1 protein-coding gene (running past one end of the window) is annotated in these 21,576 nt (G+C 61.3%); it reads right to left on the bottom strand.

The window, feature by feature from the left end:
* A protein-coding gene (locus IT444_10630) for a tandem-95 repeat protein (GenBank protein MCC7193224.1) crosses the window boundary here: on the bottom strand, positions 1-21,442 show its 5' portion. The gene continues 14,189 nt to the left of window position 1, outside the view; the window shows 21,442 of its 35,631 coding nt (coding positions 1-21,442); its start codon is at positions 21,440-21,442; the stop codon falls past the left edge of the window.
* Positions 21,443-21,576 lie beyond the last annotated feature (134 nt).

Below are 21,576 nucleotides of genomic sequence, written 5' to 3' on the forward strand. Positions count from 1 at the left end.
GCGTGTAATAGGACGCCGCACCGACCAGCGTGTGCTTGACAGGCTGGAACGTGAAGCCGACGCGCTGACCCGTGGGCAATGTCAGGAACAGCCGCGAGCCGATCGACAGCGCGTTGTATGCACCGAACTCCTCACGGCCGGTATCCGGTACCGAGACTTCGATATCAAAGTCGCGCTGCACCAAGCGCCAGCCGTAACCCAGTCCGTGATCCACGTCACGCATGAGTGAGTCGTACGCACGGTCCAGCTCGAAGCTCGTCCCGTCGAGTATCGCAGCCATGTCCGTCTGACTCAGCACATACTGGCCGTTCTTGGCGGCCGTATTCACTTCGACCACGACGTTTGCCACCGATGACCGCCCGCCGATATCCGTCGCGGTCAGTCGCAGCGTGTAGAAGCCGTTGGCAACGAGCGTAGGATCGATGCTCGCAATGGCTGCATCGGCGACATTCGCCGTGCCTTGCGCGAGGACAGCAAAGTCGGCCTGTCCAAACCGCGCAATCTCAAGTGTCCAGGAGTCGAGATTGGTATCCGACACGCTGGCCAGCACGTCGCTCGTCGTAGTCAGAGCGTTCAATCCCAGTAGCGGGTTGAAGCTCACGACCGGCGCGAGCACATCCGCTGGATCACGGACTTTCAGCACCGCATTCGCCTGACCCACCATCCCGTCCACATCCGTGGCGATCGCCTCAACAGCAATCTGACCGGGTGTCGTCGGGATGTATTCAGCGCGGCCGAAGGAATCGAGCGCGACGGCCAGCCCATTGACTTTCACGGTCAGGCTGGCGATCTGCGCAAGACTTGTCGCCGCCGCGTGGATGATGACCTTCTGGCCGGGAACAGCCGGGAAGCTCGGCGTCAGCTCGATCACTACGGTCGGAGCCTGCGGGGTGACCGAAGCTCGGATCAGTGCCGACTGCGTCGTCGAGTCCTGTCCGTCTGACACACCGAAGACCACGATGTAATCACCCGCCTGGCCGGGGCCGGGCGTCCAGTTCACCTGGCCGGTCTGCGCGTCGATCGTCGCCCCTTCGGGCAAGCCCTGAGCAAAGTAGCTCAACGTCGTGTTCAGGTCGGCGTCGGCGGAAGGAATGTTGAAGGTCAACGGCTCGCCGAGTACCGCCGCGTGGTTCGACACGTTGAGCGTCGGCGCACGGTTGACGTTATCAATGCGGACCTTCACCGTCGTCGTACCCACCAGACCCTGCGGGTCGGTCGCGGTGAATGTCAACGAATACAGTCCGGCCTGTTCATAGCCGGGCTTCCAGGTGAACAGACCGGTGGCGGCGTTGAACTTCGCACCCGCCGGCAACGATGAGGTCAATGCCAACGCAAGCGGATCGCCATCAATATCGTTGGCGATCACGTTGAACTGGACCAGTGAATCTTCCCGACCTGACTGCAAAGGCAGCGGGGTGACGGTCGGAGCCTGATTGAGGTTGCTGACCGTGATGGTGATCGTGTCGCTGCTGGTCAGGTTGCCGTCGCTGACAGAGAAGACCACGCCCGGATAGGTTCCAGCATTGAACAGGTGCGGCTTCCACGTGAGCAGACCGGTCGCCGCATCAAAGCTCGCGCCCGGCGGGAGATTGCTGACGCTGTAAGCCAGCGGATCATTGTCAGGATCGGTCGCAGCCAATTGGATATTCAGCGTGGACAGCTCGGACACCACGCGATTACCAACCGGGCTGAGCAACGGAGCCGCGTTGGCAGCACGAACCACCAGCGTGATCGTCTCGCTGTCGGATGCGACATTCGCCGGCACGCCGTTGCCGCTGTCGGTGACGGTGAACGTCATCGACCGTGACCCGATGTCCGCACTCGTCGGGGTCCACTCGAACAGAGCCGTGCCATAGGTTGCCTGCGGCGTGAGAGTCGCACCGGCGGGCAGATTGGTCGCTTCGAACGTCAGATCGTCCTGATCCAGATCGCTGGCCTTGAGCAGCAGCGAAATCTTCTGGCCGGCGACCGCCACCTTGCTGCCGATGAACGACAGGATCGGAGCTTCATTGGGGGAGTTGACCGTCAGCACAAAGGAGCGTTCGGCCACGAGGACCGCGCCAGCCCCGCCGCCGTCACCGTTATCAAACGCCCGTACGGTGATGGTGTAGTTGCCGCGATCACCGACGCCCGGCGTCATCACGAGTCGGCTTGTGCCGTCGCCGTTATCGGTGAACGTGGCGAACGACGGCAGCGCGAAGAACGGCAGCGAGCTTTGCGCCGTGAAGGTGATCGGGTTGCCGTCGGCATCGGTTGCCGCGAGGTCGATCGTCAGCGTCTCGCCGCGATTCATGCTGACGTTATTCAGTTCCGGGATCTCCGGCGCGCGGTTCGTGTTGAACACGTTGATCGGCACGGTGACCGTGCTCGTCAGCGGTACGCCCGTACCGTCGCCGTTGTCCGTCGCGGTGAAGGTGACGTTGTAGCTTCCAGTCTGGTCATAGGTCGGCGTCCACTTGAACTCGGACGTTTCCAGGTCAAAGGTCGCACCCGGAGGCAGACCGGAAACCTGATAAGTCACTGACGGAGCTGTACCCTCTAGGTCGGTCAACGAATTGTCCGGCAGGCGGGTGGGCGGAACGTAGCCGGGGTTATCCGGGTCGAATGCGAACGCACGGAACGTCAGGAACGCACCCTCCTGAACCTGCCACGTGCCGAGTTGGTCAAACACCGGCGCGCCGTTGACGTTGAGAACCGTGATGTGCGTCGTCCGTGTCGTCGAGCGCACGCCGTCGCTGGCAGTGAACGGAATGTCAAACTCGCCCGCCTGAATGTAACGAACATCCCACTCAAACAAGCCCGTGTTCGGGTCCAGCAGCGCGCCGGGCGGGAGCAAGGCACTGGAGTAAGTGATCGTCTCGCCCTCGGCGTCGGAGGCCTGCAACTGAATGCGAAGCTGGTCGCCCTCGCGCACCACGCGGTCGGACGGACGCAGCAGGCTCGGAGCCTGACTCGCCGGAGAAATCTGGAGCGTCGTCGTGACGGTGGACTGATGCAGACCATCGCTGGCGACGAAAGTGACGTTCTGATAAATACCCGCCGCGTTCGGGCCGGGCGTCCAACTGAGCGTGTGGCTGGTCGGGTCAAATGACGCACCAGCCGGCAGGTGATCCGCCCAGTAAATCAGCGGATCGCTTTCCGCATCGGTCGCGGAAATGACGATCTCAAGCAGTTCGCCTTCCTTGCCGTTGATCTGCGCAGGCAGCGGAGTAATGCTCGGTGCCTGATTGACTCCCGCCACGGCGATCGTGAACGACTGGATGTCGTAGCCGCCACGGGAATCAAACACCATCACTTCAACCGGCGCGTTGGCGGGGCTTGCAACGGTCGGCTCCCAGGAGATCAGACCCGTCGCCGGATCGATCGTCATGCCCTGTGGAGCCTTGTAAAGCAGGTACGCCAGACCCACGCCGTCGGGGTCGTGCGCTTCAACGTCATAGGCGAACGGCTGGCCGGCGGTCGCTTCCACCACCGCGGTCGAGTCGATGATCGGGCTGGCGTTGGGATATTCGTTGGCGTAAATGCCGTGGCTCACGTGCAGTCGCTGCGCGACGGCATTGTCGATCGTGATCGTGCGGATGATCGACGACTCACCCGGCGCGAGCTTGCCGCCGGGCAGATTGTTGGTCAGGTCGATGACATAGACATCCGGCTCCTCCAGGATCGACGCATCGAGCGGCTCACCTGTGAACGGCCGCGTCGGAGAAAGCACGAGCATCATCGGCGCCAGCAGGTCGAAGTCACCGATGTTCGTCACTCTCACGTCGTAGGAAGCGGTGTCGCTGTTGCGCTCCGACCGCGGATTGATGAACTCGATATTCACGAAGGCCGCGAAGTTGGATACCGTGCGGAACTGCGTCTGGTACGCGCTGCCCAGTTCCAGGCCCTCGGTGCTCTGGATGCGGCTGGCGACGGTCAGGACAAACTCATCCGTCTGAAGCGCATCGAAGCTGATCTCCGCAGTGCGTGTCGCAGCGTCGTAGATCACCGAACGAACCGTCACGTAACCGCTCTTGTCTCCGTAGAGCTGGTAGTTATTCAGGTTGATGACCGAATCAGGGTTGCTCGCCGTGTCAACGAGCATGTCGTGATCGAAGACGACCTGAACCGTGCCGCGCGGCAGAGCGACAATCGCGTCGGCAGGCGGGTTCGTGTCCACGACACGCGGAGCCAGCGATGGATTGAGCACGTCGATCTGGTCTGTGAGGCTCACGAGGACGCGACCGTCCTGCGTCGTGCGAACGATGTCACCACGGCTGCCGCCACGGGCGACCGCGACCTTGTTGAGAGTCGCCAGATCCACCATCGTCAGTTCGCTGCCGATGCCGCCCTTGGGACCATCGTTGGAAGTGATAAAGAGCAGACCCGCCAGCGAGCTGCCTGCTTTGCCGAAGGCGATCGAGTCCACCGCTGTGGTCAGCTCGACCATGACTTCAGCGCGGCCCTTGCTGTCGAATCGCACGACATCACCGCGGTACGGCCAGACGGCACCCCAGAGTTTGCCGTCATTGTCAAACGCGAGGTTACCCACGCGGGTATTGCTGAAGTGGGTGAACTTGCCCGTCGCCGGGTTGTAAACCTCGATGCCGTTGCCCGACGAAACATACAGCCGCCCGGTGCCCGGCTCGACCGCCAGTGCCTGCGTGATACCGTCGCCGATGCGTTCGAGAATCTGGCCGGTGTTGGCGTCGAGGCGCAGAAGCGCGCCGCCGCCGGTGGTCGCCCAGAGGTTGCCCGTTTCATCGAAAGCCATGTCGAAAACGGGAACGTCGAGCGTCGCCAGAGGTGCGCCAGCCGCGCCGCCGTCTTTATTGAGCAGGAAAATCTGGTTACGCGCCGGCCCGCCGGAGGCGAGCACCTTGCCGTCAGCGCGGACTGCGATAGCCATCGAGCCGATGCCCGCCTGGCTCTGACCGATACCGGTGGCGAAGGCGCGACCGGAGAACGGCGCGAACACAACGTCATAATCCGCCGGCTGTGTCAGGGACGGAATCGACGGAATGCCATCCTGTACCTGGGTAAAGAGCGAGTTCGTCGAGGGGCCGGTCGGCTCCGGTCCCGGGCCGAGGTCTTCCGGTGTCGTGCTCGGAACGGTCGGAAGCGCACCGAGGTTGGCGCCGCCACCATCATCAGGTGCAGCAATGCCGACCGGAGGCAGCTCTTTGTTGCCTGCGTTGTCCGTCGCCAGGGCGAGGAACTCATACGTGTGGCCGGCTTCACCGTTGTAAACACCCGACGTGTCGGTTGTCTGGCTCTTCCAGATCATGAAGTCGCCGCCGTCGGTGGCGACGTACACCGTTACCGCCTTGACGCCTGATCCGCTGTCATCGTCCGTCGCGGACCAGTTGAGCAGGTAATCGGTACCGCTGGCGAGTACCTGTGAGGTGAGCGTCGTGGTCGGCGCGACGCCATCAACGAGGTACTTGACCGTCAGCGTGTCCTGCGGCGGTGCGTTGTTGAAAAGAACGCGCGCCTGTGCGGAGATTTCCGTTCCCGTAGCAAGCCCATCGCTGGGGGAAACGGTGTAGGTAACGAACGCCGAGCCGCGACCTTCCGCGTTGTTGGGCAGCAGGAAGCCCTTGCTGGTGTCTTCGAGCAGTTCGCCGGTCTCCGGGTCGATCGCCTGGAAGAGCCAGGTCGCCACGTTGCTGATCGGGTCGAGACCCATGCTCACGCGGAGGATGAAGCCCTTGCTGGTCGAGAAGTCGAAGTCGCCCTGGAACGCGCCGCGTCCGTCAGGCATGTGCAGCGTGATATCACCCAGCCGGACATCGCCGAGTCGGAATGACCGCGGATCGGTGTCGCTGTCGAGCTGTGTGACGACGCGCACTTCCTGCACGGCTGTCGAGGCGTTTGCCGGGTTTTCAAAGTTGATCGTGAACGGCATCGCCTGACCGCCGGAGACGCCGGGGATGAAGTTCTGATTGCCCGCACCGATGGGGCCAACGAGTGTCGCCTGACGACCGACCGTTCCCGCGCCGTTGAAGAAGCTGCTGAAGTCGGGCGGAATCACCGGCGCAAACGGCGGGATATCCACACGTGCATCGCCATAGGGCACGAACACCTTGAAGGTTTCGGTGTGCGTCGGGCGCGAGGTGTGGAGGTTGAACGTCTCGGGGTCAGGAATGTCCGCTGAGCCCTCGACGCCCGGAGTGTCGCCATACCACTCGTGGATCTTGCTGAAGAAGGAGACCAGATTGCCGTCGGTAACGATTTGATCGCCGGCGGGACCAACGAGCAGACCGGTCGCCAGCGTGGCCATGAGGCTGATGACCAGCGGATTCTGTCGAATCGGCGGCGCATCGTCCGGCTCGCGGAGCAGGCCGGCCTGTTCCAGCGCAGCCAGGTACGCATCGCTCCACTGCGTCGGATCGGACGCGAGCACGACCAGTGCCAGCGGTGAGCTGGAGTCCTGAAGAATCCTGGTTCGCAGTTTCAGAGCCTCAGCCTTCTGCATCGCGATGAACTCATCGCGGGTCAGCGCGGTCGCCGAAGCCGTGATATTGAACACAAACGCGATGTCCTCATCCTCGATCCCTTCCAGCGGGCCGCCATTACCAGCGACCGACAGGTAGATCGAAGTCAGGCCGGGATAAATCTTGTCGAGGTCTTCCGGGCCGTTATCAAGCTGGCCGACAAACTCCGGATACATGTCGTAGATGCGCTGCCGGAGATTGGCGAAGTTGGTCGGATCCTGTGCCAGGATTTCATTGAGGCCGGGATACGTGTGAATGTTGAAAGTGCGTCCGGCCCATCCGCCGTTGGCCAGATCGAAGATATACGCCGGCGCGAGGTTGTTGCCGTTGGTGTTGACCTTTGAGTCGATGCTCGCCCACGGCACGCCGGGCAGCGTGTCTTCGGGGGCACCGTTGATGTTCGAGGTCAGGACGGTGTATTGGAGATTGAAAAGAATCTCGTTCTTGCCCAGTTCGGGTGTGCCGATCTGGAAGAAGACGTAGGGCGCATCGACGTTCGCCAGGTTCTTGACCGAGACGCCGTAGGTGCCCACCGAGCCGGGTGCCAGCACGCGCGGGCCGCCCATGCCGACAGCCACATCCGCCTCGAGCGCACGCTCGACGAGGTAGCGATACGGCGAGTAGGCGATTGCGCCGTCAGGGTTGATGACCTTGATGTCGTACAGCCCGTGCGGAGCTTCACGCAGATCGAAAATCGCGATGATCGTCGTGCTGTCAACGACCTGATAATTGACCGGCTCACGTTCATCGATGCCGGGACGTGAAAGCTTGACGATCGCACCCTGCTGGAACTGCGCACCGGTGATCCGTGCGGTGACGTAGCGGCTGTCGCCGCCGCGATCCGCGCTGACATCGATGATGCTGAAGGGTACCGCTTCGGCGAGGATGACCACCGGCGTATTTTCGCTCGGCTCTGAGTGGCCTCGCACGAGGATGAAATATGTGCCGGCTGTGGTGCCCGGAATCACGACGGTCTGATCCGGCGCGAGAGGGCCGGAGTAGGAGGCATCGTAGCGGAAGGCCGTGGGCACATCGTCACCGCGGATGAAAAGTTCGTTTGCTCCGCCGTTGCCGTCGATGGTGACCTTGAGCGTCTGGTTGAGACCGATGGAAACCTGGAAGAGTCGGTCCTGTCCGGTACTCAGCGTCGTCGCCAGCGGTACGCCCAGTTGAAGTTCATCAACCGTAACGTTGAGCGGGTCAGCCGAGGCGGTCTTGTTATTCGCCTCGTTAGCGCCTTCGTACACCTCGTTGTAAATGTCAGGGCGGACGATGATGCGGTACTGGCCGGGCTTGGCCGGCGGCAAGGTGGCGGTGACGGAGAGCGTGTAGCTGCCGTCCGTGTTGAGCACGCCGGTGTATGTCGCGCGACCCAGCGGGCGGTCGTTGATGTCCCAGGTCGAATCGCTCGACAGATACGCTGCATCCGTCCAGGTACCGCTGACCGGATTGCCCCGGTTGGTGACATTCCACGAAACGGTGATCGTGTCCCCGGACCTGGCGGACGGAGGCACGTCGATGGCGAGCACCTGGAGATCGGCCGGCGGCGGCTGGTTGATGAACATCTGCACCGCGGTCGGGCGCGCGTTGTTCGACTCGTTATCGCCTTCAAACACATCACCGCGCACGCTGTAGCGGGCCGGATCAGTGATGACAAAGACATAGAACGGCCCGGTGAGGTCCTTCGGCGCACGGAACGCCTGCGTGATCTCGTAGGAGTCCCCCGCTGCCAGTCCGCCCGTGTGCTCGATGTACCCCAGATAACGATCCGCACTCAGATCAAGGAATTGATCGCGCGACAGGTAAACCAGATCCTGCCACTTGCTCTGACGCGGCGAGGTGTCACCGCCGCCGTTGTTGGTCACGGTGTAGGTCACGTCGAAGAACTGACCGGTCGTCGCCTGCGTCGGGGCGAGCACCTGCGTCACCTGGAGATCGGGAGGCGTTGTCAGCAGAATCGGCATTGACGCGCCGGTGATGTTGTTGCCCTCGTCGAAGAACTCGGGCACCCGCGCCATGGTCTGATCGACCAGATACTCAAAGCCCACGCCTGCCGAGCCGGGCGGCGTGGAGCCATCGAGGTTTGAATCGGTGAACACCAGCACGTAGAAGTCGCCGAAGATTCCATCAGGCAGCAGCACATCCAACCCGCCGTCGTACGACGCACCGGGAGCCAGTTGGCCGCTGCGAGCAAACGTGCCGAGTGTTTGGTCATCGTTCGACAGCGATGCGTCACGGGAAAGGTACACGCGGTCCAGCCAACCGCTCTGGCGTGTCGTGCGGGTGCCCAGATTGGTCGTCGTCCAGCTGACGTGGATCGTGTCACCTGAGTGCGGCGTGACGGCAGGCAGGACGAGGTTGGTCACTTGCAGGTCAGGCTCACGATAGGTCACCGGGATCAGCGTGCTGCCCTGGTTGTTTGCCGGGTCTTCGTAACCATTGCTTCTGAAGTAGTTGTAGTTGCCCTCGTTTCCGCCGGTAGCCAGCGTCTGTTTCGCGCCGGTGTCCACGAAGACGTAGATGTAGTACTCCCCGCCGATACCTGCGGGCAGCGTGACTTCGCGGGTCTCGGTGTAGCTCTGACCCGTCGCCAGCGGCTGCTTCACTTCATGCGTGAAATCACCCAGGGGTGTCGCCCGACCGGGGATAAAGACCGGATCAGGGGAAATAAAGACTCGCTCGTTCCAATACTGCGTCCCGCTCCACATCGTCGGGCCAAAGTTCTGCACGGTCCAGGAGATCGTCGCCTTTTCGCCTGAGAAGTTCTGGCTGGGCGCCGTGACGGACATGACGCGAAGATCAGCCGGAGGCAGCGGCGTGACGTTGGTCGCACCAATGTTGGTGTTGTTGTCGGTGTAGGGGCCTTCCCACACTGACGAGCCGGTCTTGACCAGCACGTACTTGCCGTGAGCGTTGGGCGCGAGTTTGACCGTCAGCGAGGCGCTGTAGGTCTGATCGACACCCAGGTCTCCGCTATGGGCCACATCGCCCAGATACTGCGCGTTCGCGCCGGGCTCGTTGATCGTCGGCTTGTCGGAGAGATAAATCTGATCACTCCAGCCGCCCGCGTTGGTGGTGGCGTTGCCCTGGTTCTTCACGGTCCAGTTAACCGTGAAATCTTCACCGCCCACAGCGGCGGGCATCGCGCTGACCGTCGAGACAATCAGGTCCGGCGGCGGAGTCAGCAGAATCGTGATCGGACGAGCCTTGTAATTGTTGTTATCCAGCTCGTTGGGATCGTCAGGGTTGATGTTGATGTCCAGCGTGTCTTCCGTCACCACCTGATACGAATCGCTCCAGGGTGTGATGAAGTACTGGCCCGTGATCTGACTGGGCAGACGCACCTGCACCGTCTGCTCATAGCTTTCTCCGATTTCCAGCGAACCGCTGTGACCGAAGCTGCCCAGCAGCGTGTCGCCGGGGACCGATGATCCGTCGCTGAGCGTGATCGTCGGGAACGGACGACCGCGATCCGTCGTCAGCCAGATCGTGTCCGTCCAACCGTCCTGATCGGTTTCACCGATGCCGAGGTTGGTGACTTTGTACTTGACCGTGATGACCGACCCGTCAAACGCCTGGTCAGGTGCCGCGACGTTGCTGGTGACCAGATCGGCGGGCGGCAGCGGGTTGACATTGACCTGTACCGCGGCGGTGTTGTTGTTGTCGTTGGGGTACTCGTCAACCGAGTTACCCGTGTCGGTCACGACAATCAGGAACACCGGACCACGGAAGCGACGCGGGATCACCAAGCTCGGCGTCGTGCTCTGGTACTGCTCGCCCGGCAGCAGTGCCGACTCATTCTGAAGCGAGCCGATGAGGATGTCGTCACCTGAATAGGTGCTGTCGAGCGAGAGATAGACGTTGTCCGTCCAGCGTCCGCCGGCCGCCACCGTGCCCTGATTGATGACGGTGAAGTTAAGCGCAACCGTGCCGCCTGCCTGAACCGTGTCAGGCGCGGTGACACCCTGCACCTGGAGATCAGCTCGCGGCGAGAGCGTGACGGTGATTGTCTGATCGTCGAGCGTCGTGTTGTTAGTGGTCGCACCGTGTTCGTAAAGCGAATTGTTTGAGTTGGTCGCCACACCGATACGGAACGTGCCCTGAATGTTCGTCGGGAGCGTGACCTGTTCGGATCGCTGATAAAACTTGCCAGCCTGGATCGGATTACCGAAACCGAACGAACCGAGCGAGATCTTCGGAGCGTTCGGATTACCCGCTTCCTGCATGTAGATGTAGTCGGACCATCCGCCGATGGCGTCACCCGCGCCCTGATTGGTCACGGTCCAGCTCACGTCGATCTTGGAGCCGGAAAGCACATCGGTCGGCGCAACGATGTCGGTCACCGTCAGGTCGGGCGGCGGAGTCAGCGAGATGCTGATCGGGCCGCTCACGCGGCGGTTGAGTGCGTTGTTGTAGATGAACTCGTAAGGGCCACCGGTGACGATGACGACGTAATACGTACCGCTGATCCCTTGCGGGAGCGTCGCCTGACCGGTGCGAGTGTAGGTATCGCCCACCGCCAGCGCGCCGACGTGGTTGAAATTGCCCAGATGGGTGACGATGTTGGCCCCTTCCGCATCCGTGGCGAGATAAGCCGAGTCCCACCACGACGAAACATTCGTCGTCGCGATGCCGTTGTTGGTCACATCCCAGGTGAAGCTGAACGACTGCCCGCTGGAGGCTGTGGCGTCGGCGCTGGCGGCTGCCACCTGAAGATCCGAGTACGGAATCGTTGTGACATCGAAGAAGCTCGCAGGCTCAGCTGCGTTGTTGGCTTCCGAGCCGTTTTCAAACACGACGTCGTTCACATCCGTGCGGACGAACAGGTGGTAACGACCCTGGAACGCGGGCGGCAGGCTGATCAACTCGCTCCGCGTGTAGCTCTCCCCCACCGCCATGGCACCGGAATGGGCGAAGGTCGCCAGCGTGATGTCATCGCCGTCACCGACGATGGCGTTCCCGGAGGCGACGATGCGGTCGTTCCAGCTTGAAGTCTGACCGGCCCCCGTGCCGACGTTGGAAACCGTCCAGCCAACGGTCACCTTGAGCGGGTCGCCGATGGACATCGCCGGTGCGGTCACGTTCGACACCGCCAGGTCCGCGTATGGCGCGAGCGTGACATTGAGCGCTGATGATGCGACGTTGTTGGTTTCCGCACCGTATTCGTTGACCGTGTTGGTCGCGTCGCTGACAACCAGCAGGTACCAGTTACCCGAAACCTCAAGCGGAATCTGGACATTGGTCGAACGCAGCAGGTTGGAGCCGCTGGCGATCGGGCCGTTGGCGGCAACCTCGGCCAGGAGTTTGTCGCTGCCGTCGAGCGTGGTGTTCTGCGAAAGATAAACGCGATCCACCCATGCGCCCACGGCATTGGCGGTGCCGACGTTGGCGTCACGCCAGGAGACGTTGATGCTCGAGCCGGACTGCGCCGCCGTCCCCGATGCCGGGCTTTCGATCTGCGGCTGGAGATCGGAGTGGCCGATGGCGACGACACCCGCGCTGGCGCGGAGGTTGTTCCCTTCCTTTGAGCCTTCGTAAACAGCATTGTCCGAATCAGTGACGACGATGATGCGATAGTTGCCGTCGCCGAGATTGGGAATCGTGACATTCGCAGCCGCGGAGTAGCTGGCGCCGGACGCCAGATCAGCGGCGCGCTGGACGGTCGCCAGCAACGTCGCACCCGAAAGCGTGCCGGTGGTGGAAATGTAAACACGATCCACCCACGGACCGGGCGCGACGCCCGTACCGCTGTTGGTCACGGTCCAGTCCACCGCCACGGTCTGACCGGGCTGCGCGCTGATCGGAGCGTTGAGACCGGAAACCTGGAGGTCGGGTTCGGGCGTGGCCGCGATGGTGATCGGATCAACTGTTCGCGCGCTGTTGTTGTTGTCGAACTGATACTCGTAAACGTTGTTGTTGAAATCGGTGATGACGAAGACGTGGAAATTACCCGACACGCCGTTGGGTAACTTCACCATCGCTGTCGTCGAGTAGGTCTCGTCGGCGGCCAGATTGCCGCTGTGATTGATCAGACCGACCTGCACGTCGTTGGCGTCGAGCGTGTCGTTGGCGGAGATCATGATGCGGTCGTTCCAGCTCGTCACGTTCGTTGTGCCGACACCCTGGTTCCGCACACGCCAGCCGATTTCGACATTCTGACCGCTCTGAGCGTTCACCGGAGCGGACACCGTCTCGATGATCAGGTCCGCGTAAGGAACCGTCACTTGAATCGGTGCCAGCGCGGATCGGTTGTTCAGCGGAGAGCCGCTCTCGGAAACATCGTCGGCGGCGTCAGTGACCACGTACAGCTTGAAAGTGCCGGTCCGATTCGGCGGCAGCGTCACGGTCTGGTCCTGCGTGTATGCACCGCCCGGAGCCAGCGCGCCGTCGTGGGTGAACTCGCCGAGCAGCACATCGTCACCGTCGCCCACCGTGTCGTTGGTCGTGATGTAAACGCGGTCCACCCACTGACTCTCAGTGGTGGTGGTCGCGCCCTGGTTTGTCACGGTCCAGCTCACAGCCGCCTGCGCCGGATTGCCTACCAGAGGCTGCGCCGGTGCCATGAACGCGGTGACCGCCAGATCCGGCGCGACGCCGATGGCGAAGGTTCCGTTGAACGTCGCCGCCATCGAGTTACCAGCCGTGTCGAGCACGTTGGGGCCGATGGTCAGGTTGTAGGTTCCCGATTCGGTCTGGGAAGCGAATGCGAGGCGATAGGTATTTCCGCTGATGCGCGTCACGCCGGTGACAGCGATCGCGCCGGCCGGCCCGGTGAGCGTCACGTCATCGACGCCGAACGTCGCCTGTTGAATCGCTTCGTTAAAAGTCACATCCAACTGCGACACCGGCGGCTCAACCACACCCGATGGCGTCACCGACGAAACCGACGGCCCCGTCTTGTCAATCGTGAAGGTGCCGGGGTAAACACCCGGCGTCGCCGAGTCGAGGAAGACACGAACATTATCGATCGCCCAGCTTTCGTCGTTGATGTCCTGGAGACCGGACCCGATGAAGTTGATCGTCAGATCATCGCCGGTGTGCGAAACGGTCTGCTCGATGTCACGGTAGATAGCCTCCGGCCAGCCGCCGTAGAGGAAGTTCGCCGGGCCGACGTCGGGCTGGCGCGGGAATGTCTGCGCGCCGTTGAAGTTGCTGAAAGTCCACGAGCTTTGGTTCTGCCCGTCGAAGTCGAACCCGAACGTATCGCCGCCGACACCGCCGCCGTCCCAACTGTCGATGGGAATAAAGTCGAACACCAGCCGCACCTGCGTGTGTTCGGGGAGTGACGCCAGATGCAGATTGACGGTCTGGTTGGTAAACCTGCCGAGAATCCGTGATGTCCCGTCGCTGACGGCTGTGTCCGTCGCGCTCCATTGCGCTTTGGCACCGGTTTCAAAATCATCGCTGAAGTTCAGGATGTTGGCACCGCCCTGCATCGAGTTGCCCGAAATATCGTTGATGTTCGGACCGACGTTGATGTTGTAGATTCCTTCCGCGCTCTGAGTCGGGAAGGTCACGTCGAACGTGTCGGTGTAACCGGAGTCCGTCGGCCTCTGGCCGCGGAGCTGGATCGCGTCAATCTCCTCCCACGTGCTGAGATTGTGGTTGGTGTCAATGGTGATCTTCACGCCGCGGACGAGGTAATCGGTCTGAGTAAAGTTATAGACGAAGTCCGCAGCCGTTCCGGGCTGGGTGGGATCTTCACCAGCGAAGACTTCGTGCAGATTGCCATCGACATCAATAAGCTCGATGCGCGTGACCATGCCGTTGCCCCACGTCTCACGAATGGAGACGCCGGTGGCGTAAACGGGGATGTCGTAACCAAGTGATAGCGTCTCGGTCGTGCCGTTACTTACTGATGGAGCCCACGAGGTGGCGTAATCGCCGTACCCGGGTGTATTGGGTGCGCCGAGTGTCTGGGCAGCGGAATAATTTCCCGTACTGTATTGCGAGCTGAAGCCCAGCAGAGTGCTGGCGTATTGCGAGAGCGGGTAGCTGCTGATCGGCGTGACGCCGACACCGCCGATCGCGCCGCCGGGACCGCTGAGGGAAACGTCCTGCGCGGTAAACGTCGAGGCATCGACCCACTCATTGAAACGCAGACGGACGCTCGACACGTTGCTGCTGGTCGTACCCACCGGAATCTGGCTGATGATGAACGGCCCGACCGCATCATTACTGGCCACGAACATATCCGTGACCACGGACCGGTTGTCGGTTTCGTTCGTACCCTCACCGACCGCATTGGTCGCGTCGGTAAGCATGAACACGTAGTAAAGCCCGCCCAGCGTGTTGGGCAGCGCGACATCCTGAGTCTGCGTGTAGCTGCCGCCGGCCGCCAATGCGCCGTCGTGAACGAAATCACCCAGCGTAATGTCGTCGGCATTACCGTAGATGGCGTCCGCACTGACAACGAGCCGATCCGTCCACGAAGTCTGATTCGTCGCCGACGAGCCGGCATTCGTCACCGTCCAGGAGAAGCTCTGCGTCGTACCGCCTTGGATCACACCGGTCGGTGCGGACAAAGCTGTCGGCCGTAGATTCACCGAGCCGACCGACAAGGCCATCGCATAGGTGTTATTGGTTTCGTTAGTCTCGCCCTGTTGATTGTTGCGGTCGGCATAGACGAGCACGTAATAGTTACCCGATGCGGTGCCCGCGGGAATCGTGAAGTCGCGGCTGATCGAATAGCTCGCCCCGCCAGCCAGCGGCGTCTGCGTGCCGATCGACTCGCTGCCGAGCAGCACGTCGCTGGCGTCATACGTCTGGTCGAGCGACAGGTAAAGGTTGTCCGACCAGTCTGCCGGCGCTTCGGCAACACCCTGATTGGTCACGGTCCAGTTGGCGGTGAGCGTCTCACCCGCCGCTGCGCTGCTGAAGGAAAGCGAACCGTCGGTCACCGCCAGATCAGTTGCGACGATGTTGATCGGGATCGCGCGGTAGTTGTTGTTGTTATTGCTTTCCGGCTGGTAGTTGTCGCGGTCGGCAACCACCAGGATGTAGCGCTGCCCCGTACCCGTGCCCGGCAGCGTGACATTGGCGGTGAAGTCATAGCTGGCGCCTGCCGCCAGCGGAGTCGGATCGTTGATGTAGTTGTACTGGAGGAACGTATCGTCGCCGTTCCCATAGATCGCGTCATTGGAGATAAAAATGTAGTCGTACCAGTTCTGCGTCGCAGAGGACGGGCCGGTGTTAGTCACCGTGTAGGTGACGGCGATCGTCTGGTTCAACGTCGCGTTTTCCGGAGCAGTACCCGCAGTGGTCTGAAGGTCCGGCTCGGTGACGTTGATCGGAATCGCGCGGAAGTTGTTCCCGTCGTTCGTCTCGCCCTGATTGTTATTCTGGTCGGCAACAACGATGAGATATTTGGAGCCCGTGCCGACATACGGCATGGTCACTCCCTGATCGATGGTGTAGCTGGCACCTGCTGCCAGCGGCGACTCATTCCCCGCCCAACGGTACGTGATGTAGGTGTCGGATGCGTCATACACCGCGTCGTTTGAGATAAAGAAATAGTCGTACCAATCCGACACCGCGGAAGTCGAACCCTGATTGGTCACCGTGTAGTGGATGTTGAAACCTTCACCCACACCCACCGTGGCCGGTGCGCTGCTGTCGGCGACGATCAGATCGGGAGCAGTAATGTTGATCGGAACTGCGCGATAGTTGTTGGTCTCGTCCGTCTCACCCTGGGCATTGTCACGATCAGCCACAACGATCAGATATTTCGCACCCGATCCGACGTTCGGCAACGCGATATCCAGCCCCACCGTGTAGCTCTGCCCGGCGGCCAGCGGCGTCTCATTGCCCGCCCAGCGATAGGTCACCTGGGTGTCGCTGGCGTCATATACGTTGTCGTTCGACAGGAAGATGTAGTCGTACCAGTCCGCGATCGCCGACGTCTGGGAGTCGCTGTTCTGAACAGTCCATGTGACGTGGATCGTCTCGTTGGAAACTACATCGGTCGGCGCGGCGACATCCGTCGTGATCAGGTCCGGCGTGCTGATGGTGATCGGCCGGGCGAGGACGTTGTTGTTCTCATTCAGCTCCGGCTCCCAGCGCGTTCCGTCGGCGACGAACAGCAGGTATTTATTCCCCGGCCCGACCGCTGGAATCTTGACATCCATTGAAAGGTCGTAGCTCTCACCCGCATCGATCGGAATGAGTGAATACGTATGCGTGTTGTTCAAAAAGATATCGCTGCCGTCGAAGACATCGTCGTTCGACAGATAAACGTAGTCGTACCAGTAGGAGAAGTTTGACCCTGTGCCCTGGTTCATCCCCGTCCAGGACACGTTGAACGTCTCACCCGCGATGGCGTTCGCCGGCGAAACCGCCTGTGTGATCACGTAATCCGGGCCGGTGATATCGACCGCCACTGCGGTGGTGTTATTGAGGTCGTTGCTCTCTGGCTGATTGTTGAACCGATCCGTGACAAAGAGCACATACTTGGAGCCGCTGATATCGCTGGGGAAAAACACCGTGCGATCCACCGTGTACGTGCCGCCCGAATCAATCGCGCCGGAGTGGGCGATACCCGTAAGCTGTCGGTCACTGGCGTCGTACACCTGATCGCTGGACAAATAGATGTAGTCGCTCCAACTGCTCGCCGTCGTGACGGTCGAGCCGGCATTGGTTACGGTAAAGCTCAACGCGACGTTCGAGTTCATCCGCGGCTGAGCAGGCACCGTCGAGGCGGTCACCTGAAGGTCGATATCCGGCCCGTTGATCTGGATCGCACGGGAGCTGACGTTGTTGTCCTCATCGGTTTCGGGTTGCTGCCCGTAATAGTCGGTCTTGACCAGCAGATACCGCGAGCCGGTAATGGCATTGCTGGGAATCGTGACGTTGACCGTCTGGGTATAGACACCGTTGCTCGCCAACGGTGCGTTATTGCCCGCGTAAATTTCGCTCAGGTAGGTGTCGTCCGCGTCACCGAAAATATCGTTGGTGGATAGAACAATCCGGTCGTACCAGCCAGAGACGTTGTTTTCGATCGAGCCGGTATTCTCAACCTCAAAGCTCACGCTGATCGACTGGCCAAGCACTGCCGACGCCGGCGCGGTGAAGTCGTTGATGACGAAATCGACATCAGGATCTTCGATCGTCGTCTCCATGACCGCGACATTGTTTGTATTGTCGGATTCACTCAGATCGCCGTAGGCATTGAGCACGACGAAGATGAATCGGGCACCGGCGGGAATATCAACAGGAACACGGCCGCTGTAGTCGCTGTCGAAGCTGTCGCCCGCCGCCAGTCCGTCGTGGTCCCCCTGCCAGACCTCATCGACATAAACGTCATCACCGTTGCCGTAGATATTGTCTTCGGAGAAGTAGATGGCGTCGTACCAGCCGCCGTTGGCAGCTCCGTCGCCGGCGTTGATCGTCGTCCAACTGATGTCGAATTCGCCACCGCGTGTCAGCGGCGAGCCGTTCGACGTGCTGGTGACACTCAGGTCCGGCGCATGCAGCGTGAAAGTTACGTTGAACGCGTCCTCTCCCTCGCCGGCGACGCCGTTGCCGTTCTGATCCATGGCATTGCCATAGACGTCCTCAATGTCCGGCCCGATGGTCATCGAGTATTGACCGGGTTGCGAGGTCTGCTGGAAATACACGGTCAGCACCGCGCCGCTGACATCAACCGAATAAATGGTGTTGCGCAGATCCTGGCCGTCAGGCCCGGTGAATTCCGTGATGTCATCAATGGTGATATCCGATGCACCAAAGCCTGCACTGCCTGCCCCGACGCCGCCGATCGGCATGAGCGATTCATCAAAGGTGAACTCGATCTGTGACAACGGAGCGTCCGCATCGCCGTCCGGGGTCACGGAGATAACGCTTGGTCCCTGCCGATCGAGGAAAAACGTGCTGCTGTATTCGTCGTTCCCATTGCCCTGAAGATCAAGTACCGCGTCGGCCTCCAGCGAATAGCTGTACGTCCCGCCGACATCGGGTGTATCCAGATAAAAACGGACCACGTTCGAGGCAATCAACTCGACGCCGGTTACGTCCACGTTGCCGTCGATCTGGAGATCGCTGGTGTCCAGCGAGTCGGCGCGCACCGCTTTGGAGAAAACAAAATCAATCTGCGCCGGCGGAGTGCCAAGCCCCTGACCAGCGGTCGGCGTCGAGCCGGTAACCGTCATCGTCGCATCAAGAGTGCCCGTCGCACCGGTCACGCGGAAGACATAATCGCCCTCACCGCTCACTGAGCGCACCACCGCGCGATAGCTACCGCCCTGACCGGACGGCACGACGTAGTTGATGACGACGTTTCGACCGTCCGCAGCACCGTTGTCATTGGTCGCCACAATCGCCCCGCTCGGATCGTAAAGATCAACGATCGGATCCAGTGAGTTGGCGGGTTCGTTGGGTGCGTCGCCGGGCGTGGCGGTCGTGATGGAAAGTTGATCTCCCGCCTGAGCCGCAAAGCGGTAGGCGTCCTGCGAATCAACGATGCCGAAGTTAACAACCTGCTCGCGCTCCTGAGACGTCATCCCCTCCAGCGCGCCCAGATCGAGCTGTACCAGTTGAGGCCCCTTCGCCAGCGCGGCGGCGCGATTGGGGTTCTGCGAGGCGAAGTGCATGATGATGGCGGTCTGGCCGGCGGCGAGCGCCAAGTTGTAGTTGTAGGTCAGATTATCGCCGCTGCGCGACACGGAACTGGGGCGCATACCGCCGGCATTGGCGATCACATGCAGCATCGAGGGATCGCCGCCGCCGTCGCTCGAGTCATCCGTGACGATCCAGTTATCGTCGGTCGTAAAGTTCGTGTCGCCGCTTGATGTGCCGATCGTCTGCGTGCTGCCGTCGGAGCCGAGGTTGGAGGTGAGGCCGACAGTGAAGTTGGCGGAGGAGGCGGTCGGGTTGGTGACCACTTCGAGAAAACGGGCGAAGCCTCCGTTCGCTGGAACGTAAATCTTCCGCGTCACGTTCATGCCGTTGATCGTGGCCGTGCCGATGACGATTTCGCGTCCGCCGTCTTCTGTGTTGGCGGTACTGAAGCTCGAAAAGCCGGTCAGTCGCAAGCCGCCGTCGTAAGCATCGACGCTGCCGTTGCTGATGCTGCCGTCGCGCTGGATGTCCCAGAGAAAACCGTCACCGTCGTTGAGGTTGATGCCCAGATTGACCGAGCCGCTGCTGGTGCTGGTGCTGTCACCGCTGGCGCCGAGGTTGCCGATCGCCTGGCCGGTCTCGGTGATGTCCTGTCCGAAAGGAGAGGGTTGATTGGCCGTGGCGGCAAGATTCGGTTCGATGCCGAACGCCGCGCGGCGGGTGACGACGAGGTTGTAAAGCGTGCCGTCGGTACCGACGACCCGCGCTTTATACGTGCCGGTCGAAGCAGGCACGAAGTCTTCGATGCGGGAAGCGACATTCGCGCCGCTGGCTGCGCCGATGGCGACGAGATTATCGCTGGAGTCAAAGAGTGCCAGCGTCAGCGGCGTGCCGCCGGCCTCGACCGCAGCAACCGCGAGTGAAATCGGCTGGTTGGCGGTCGCGGTGAATGAGTAGTAGTCGTCGTCACCGTCAGCCTGTCCGAACACCGCCAGGCGATCCGCGCCGCCCTGCAGAGCGATCGCTGAGCCGTTGATGTTCTGCGCTGTCGCCGGCGTGTCGTTCGTCGGCCGGGTCACCGATTCGTTGTCATATTCCGCATTGAGCAGCACATCGACGAGATAGCCCCCCGTACCTGAAACACTCGATACGTCGATCGTGTACGTGCCTGCGGAGCTGACATCGAGATTGAAGACCGCGACGTTCGAGCCTGCCGCCGCCGCATCCGCTGTGCCGATCGTGGTGCCGAACGGATTCTTGATGACGAGGTGGCCGTCGATCGACTGATCCAGCGGCGTAAACCGGACGGACAGTTTGGCGGGCGAATCAAGCGTCAAATCGTAAGTCGTCGGCGTGTTGATCGCGGTGATGTCTGCGTTGACCGATCCCTGATAAACCATCGAACCCGCCGGCGCGACCCGCGTCAGCGGTGTGGGGACCGGCGTCCCGGCGACACCGAATGCTGCCGCAATGACGCCGGAGCTTGGCGTCGCCGAAGGCAGCGAGGTCGGCCCTTCTGCCGGTGCAGGCGTACGAGCGATGACCACTTCAATCGGTGCTGCTTTGACGTTGTTGGTTTCCGTCAACTCGCGCAGCAAGTCCGCGTCGTCGCTGACGTAAAGCAGGAACCAGTGCCCTGCGTCCACATCGGGTAACACCAGCGATTGCGCCTGCTCGTAGCTGCTCCCGGCGGCCAGATCGCGGCCGGATGATTGACGGGCAAGCTGCGTGTCACCTGCGTCGAGCTGTTCGTCGCTCGAAAGGTACACCGCGTCATACCAGTCGCCGCTGGCTGCCAACGGGCCGTTATTTTCCACGGTCCACGAAAGCTGGAGCGTCTCTCCTGAGACGGCATCAGCCGGCGACGAGGCACTGACGATCGACAGGTCAGGCGAGCCGATCTGGATCGGCGTGGAGCGCAGGTTGTCGTGCTCGTTGCTTTCCCGAACGGTGTTGGTGCGGTCGGTCTTGATGAGGACATTCCACGTACCCGCGGAAATCCCGCTGGGCAGCGTCAGTCCCTGAGTCACGGTGTAGCTTTCGCCCGGCGCCAACGGACCGCGCGCGGAAGCATCCAGGTTCAGGATCGGCAGGTCGGATGCGTCGATGACGTTGTCTTGTGAAAGAACACCGTAATCAAACCACGAGGTGTCCGTGGTCTCGTTGCCCTGATTCGTCACGGTGTAAGAGAGATCAAGAGTCGAGCCGAGCTTCACGGTTGAAGGCAGCGTGATCTCGCTGACGGTCAGGTTGCTGTCGCTGAGCATGACACGTTGCTCAAGCCCTTCGAGCTGATGCCCGTGAAGGACCTGTGTATCCAGCGCAGATACACGGGTTTCCGACTGGTAACGACGGAGCTTGCGACGTTTGCGACGCTCAAGTGCTCGAACCCTGTTCCAAAATCGGCCCACGATTGGCCTCCTTACCGGAAAAAACACAGAGGTAAAAACCCCGACCTGTTCGCTCAGTTAACGACAAAAGCCCGTGGTGTAAACCACAGGCTTCTGACGAACTGATCATGCTCGGACGTAACAGATCACACTTC

The sequence above is a fragment of the Phycisphaeraceae bacterium genome (genome assembly GCA_020851465.1).
Classification (GTDB): Bacteria; Planctomycetota; Phycisphaerae; order Phycisphaerales; family Phycisphaeraceae; genus JADZCR01.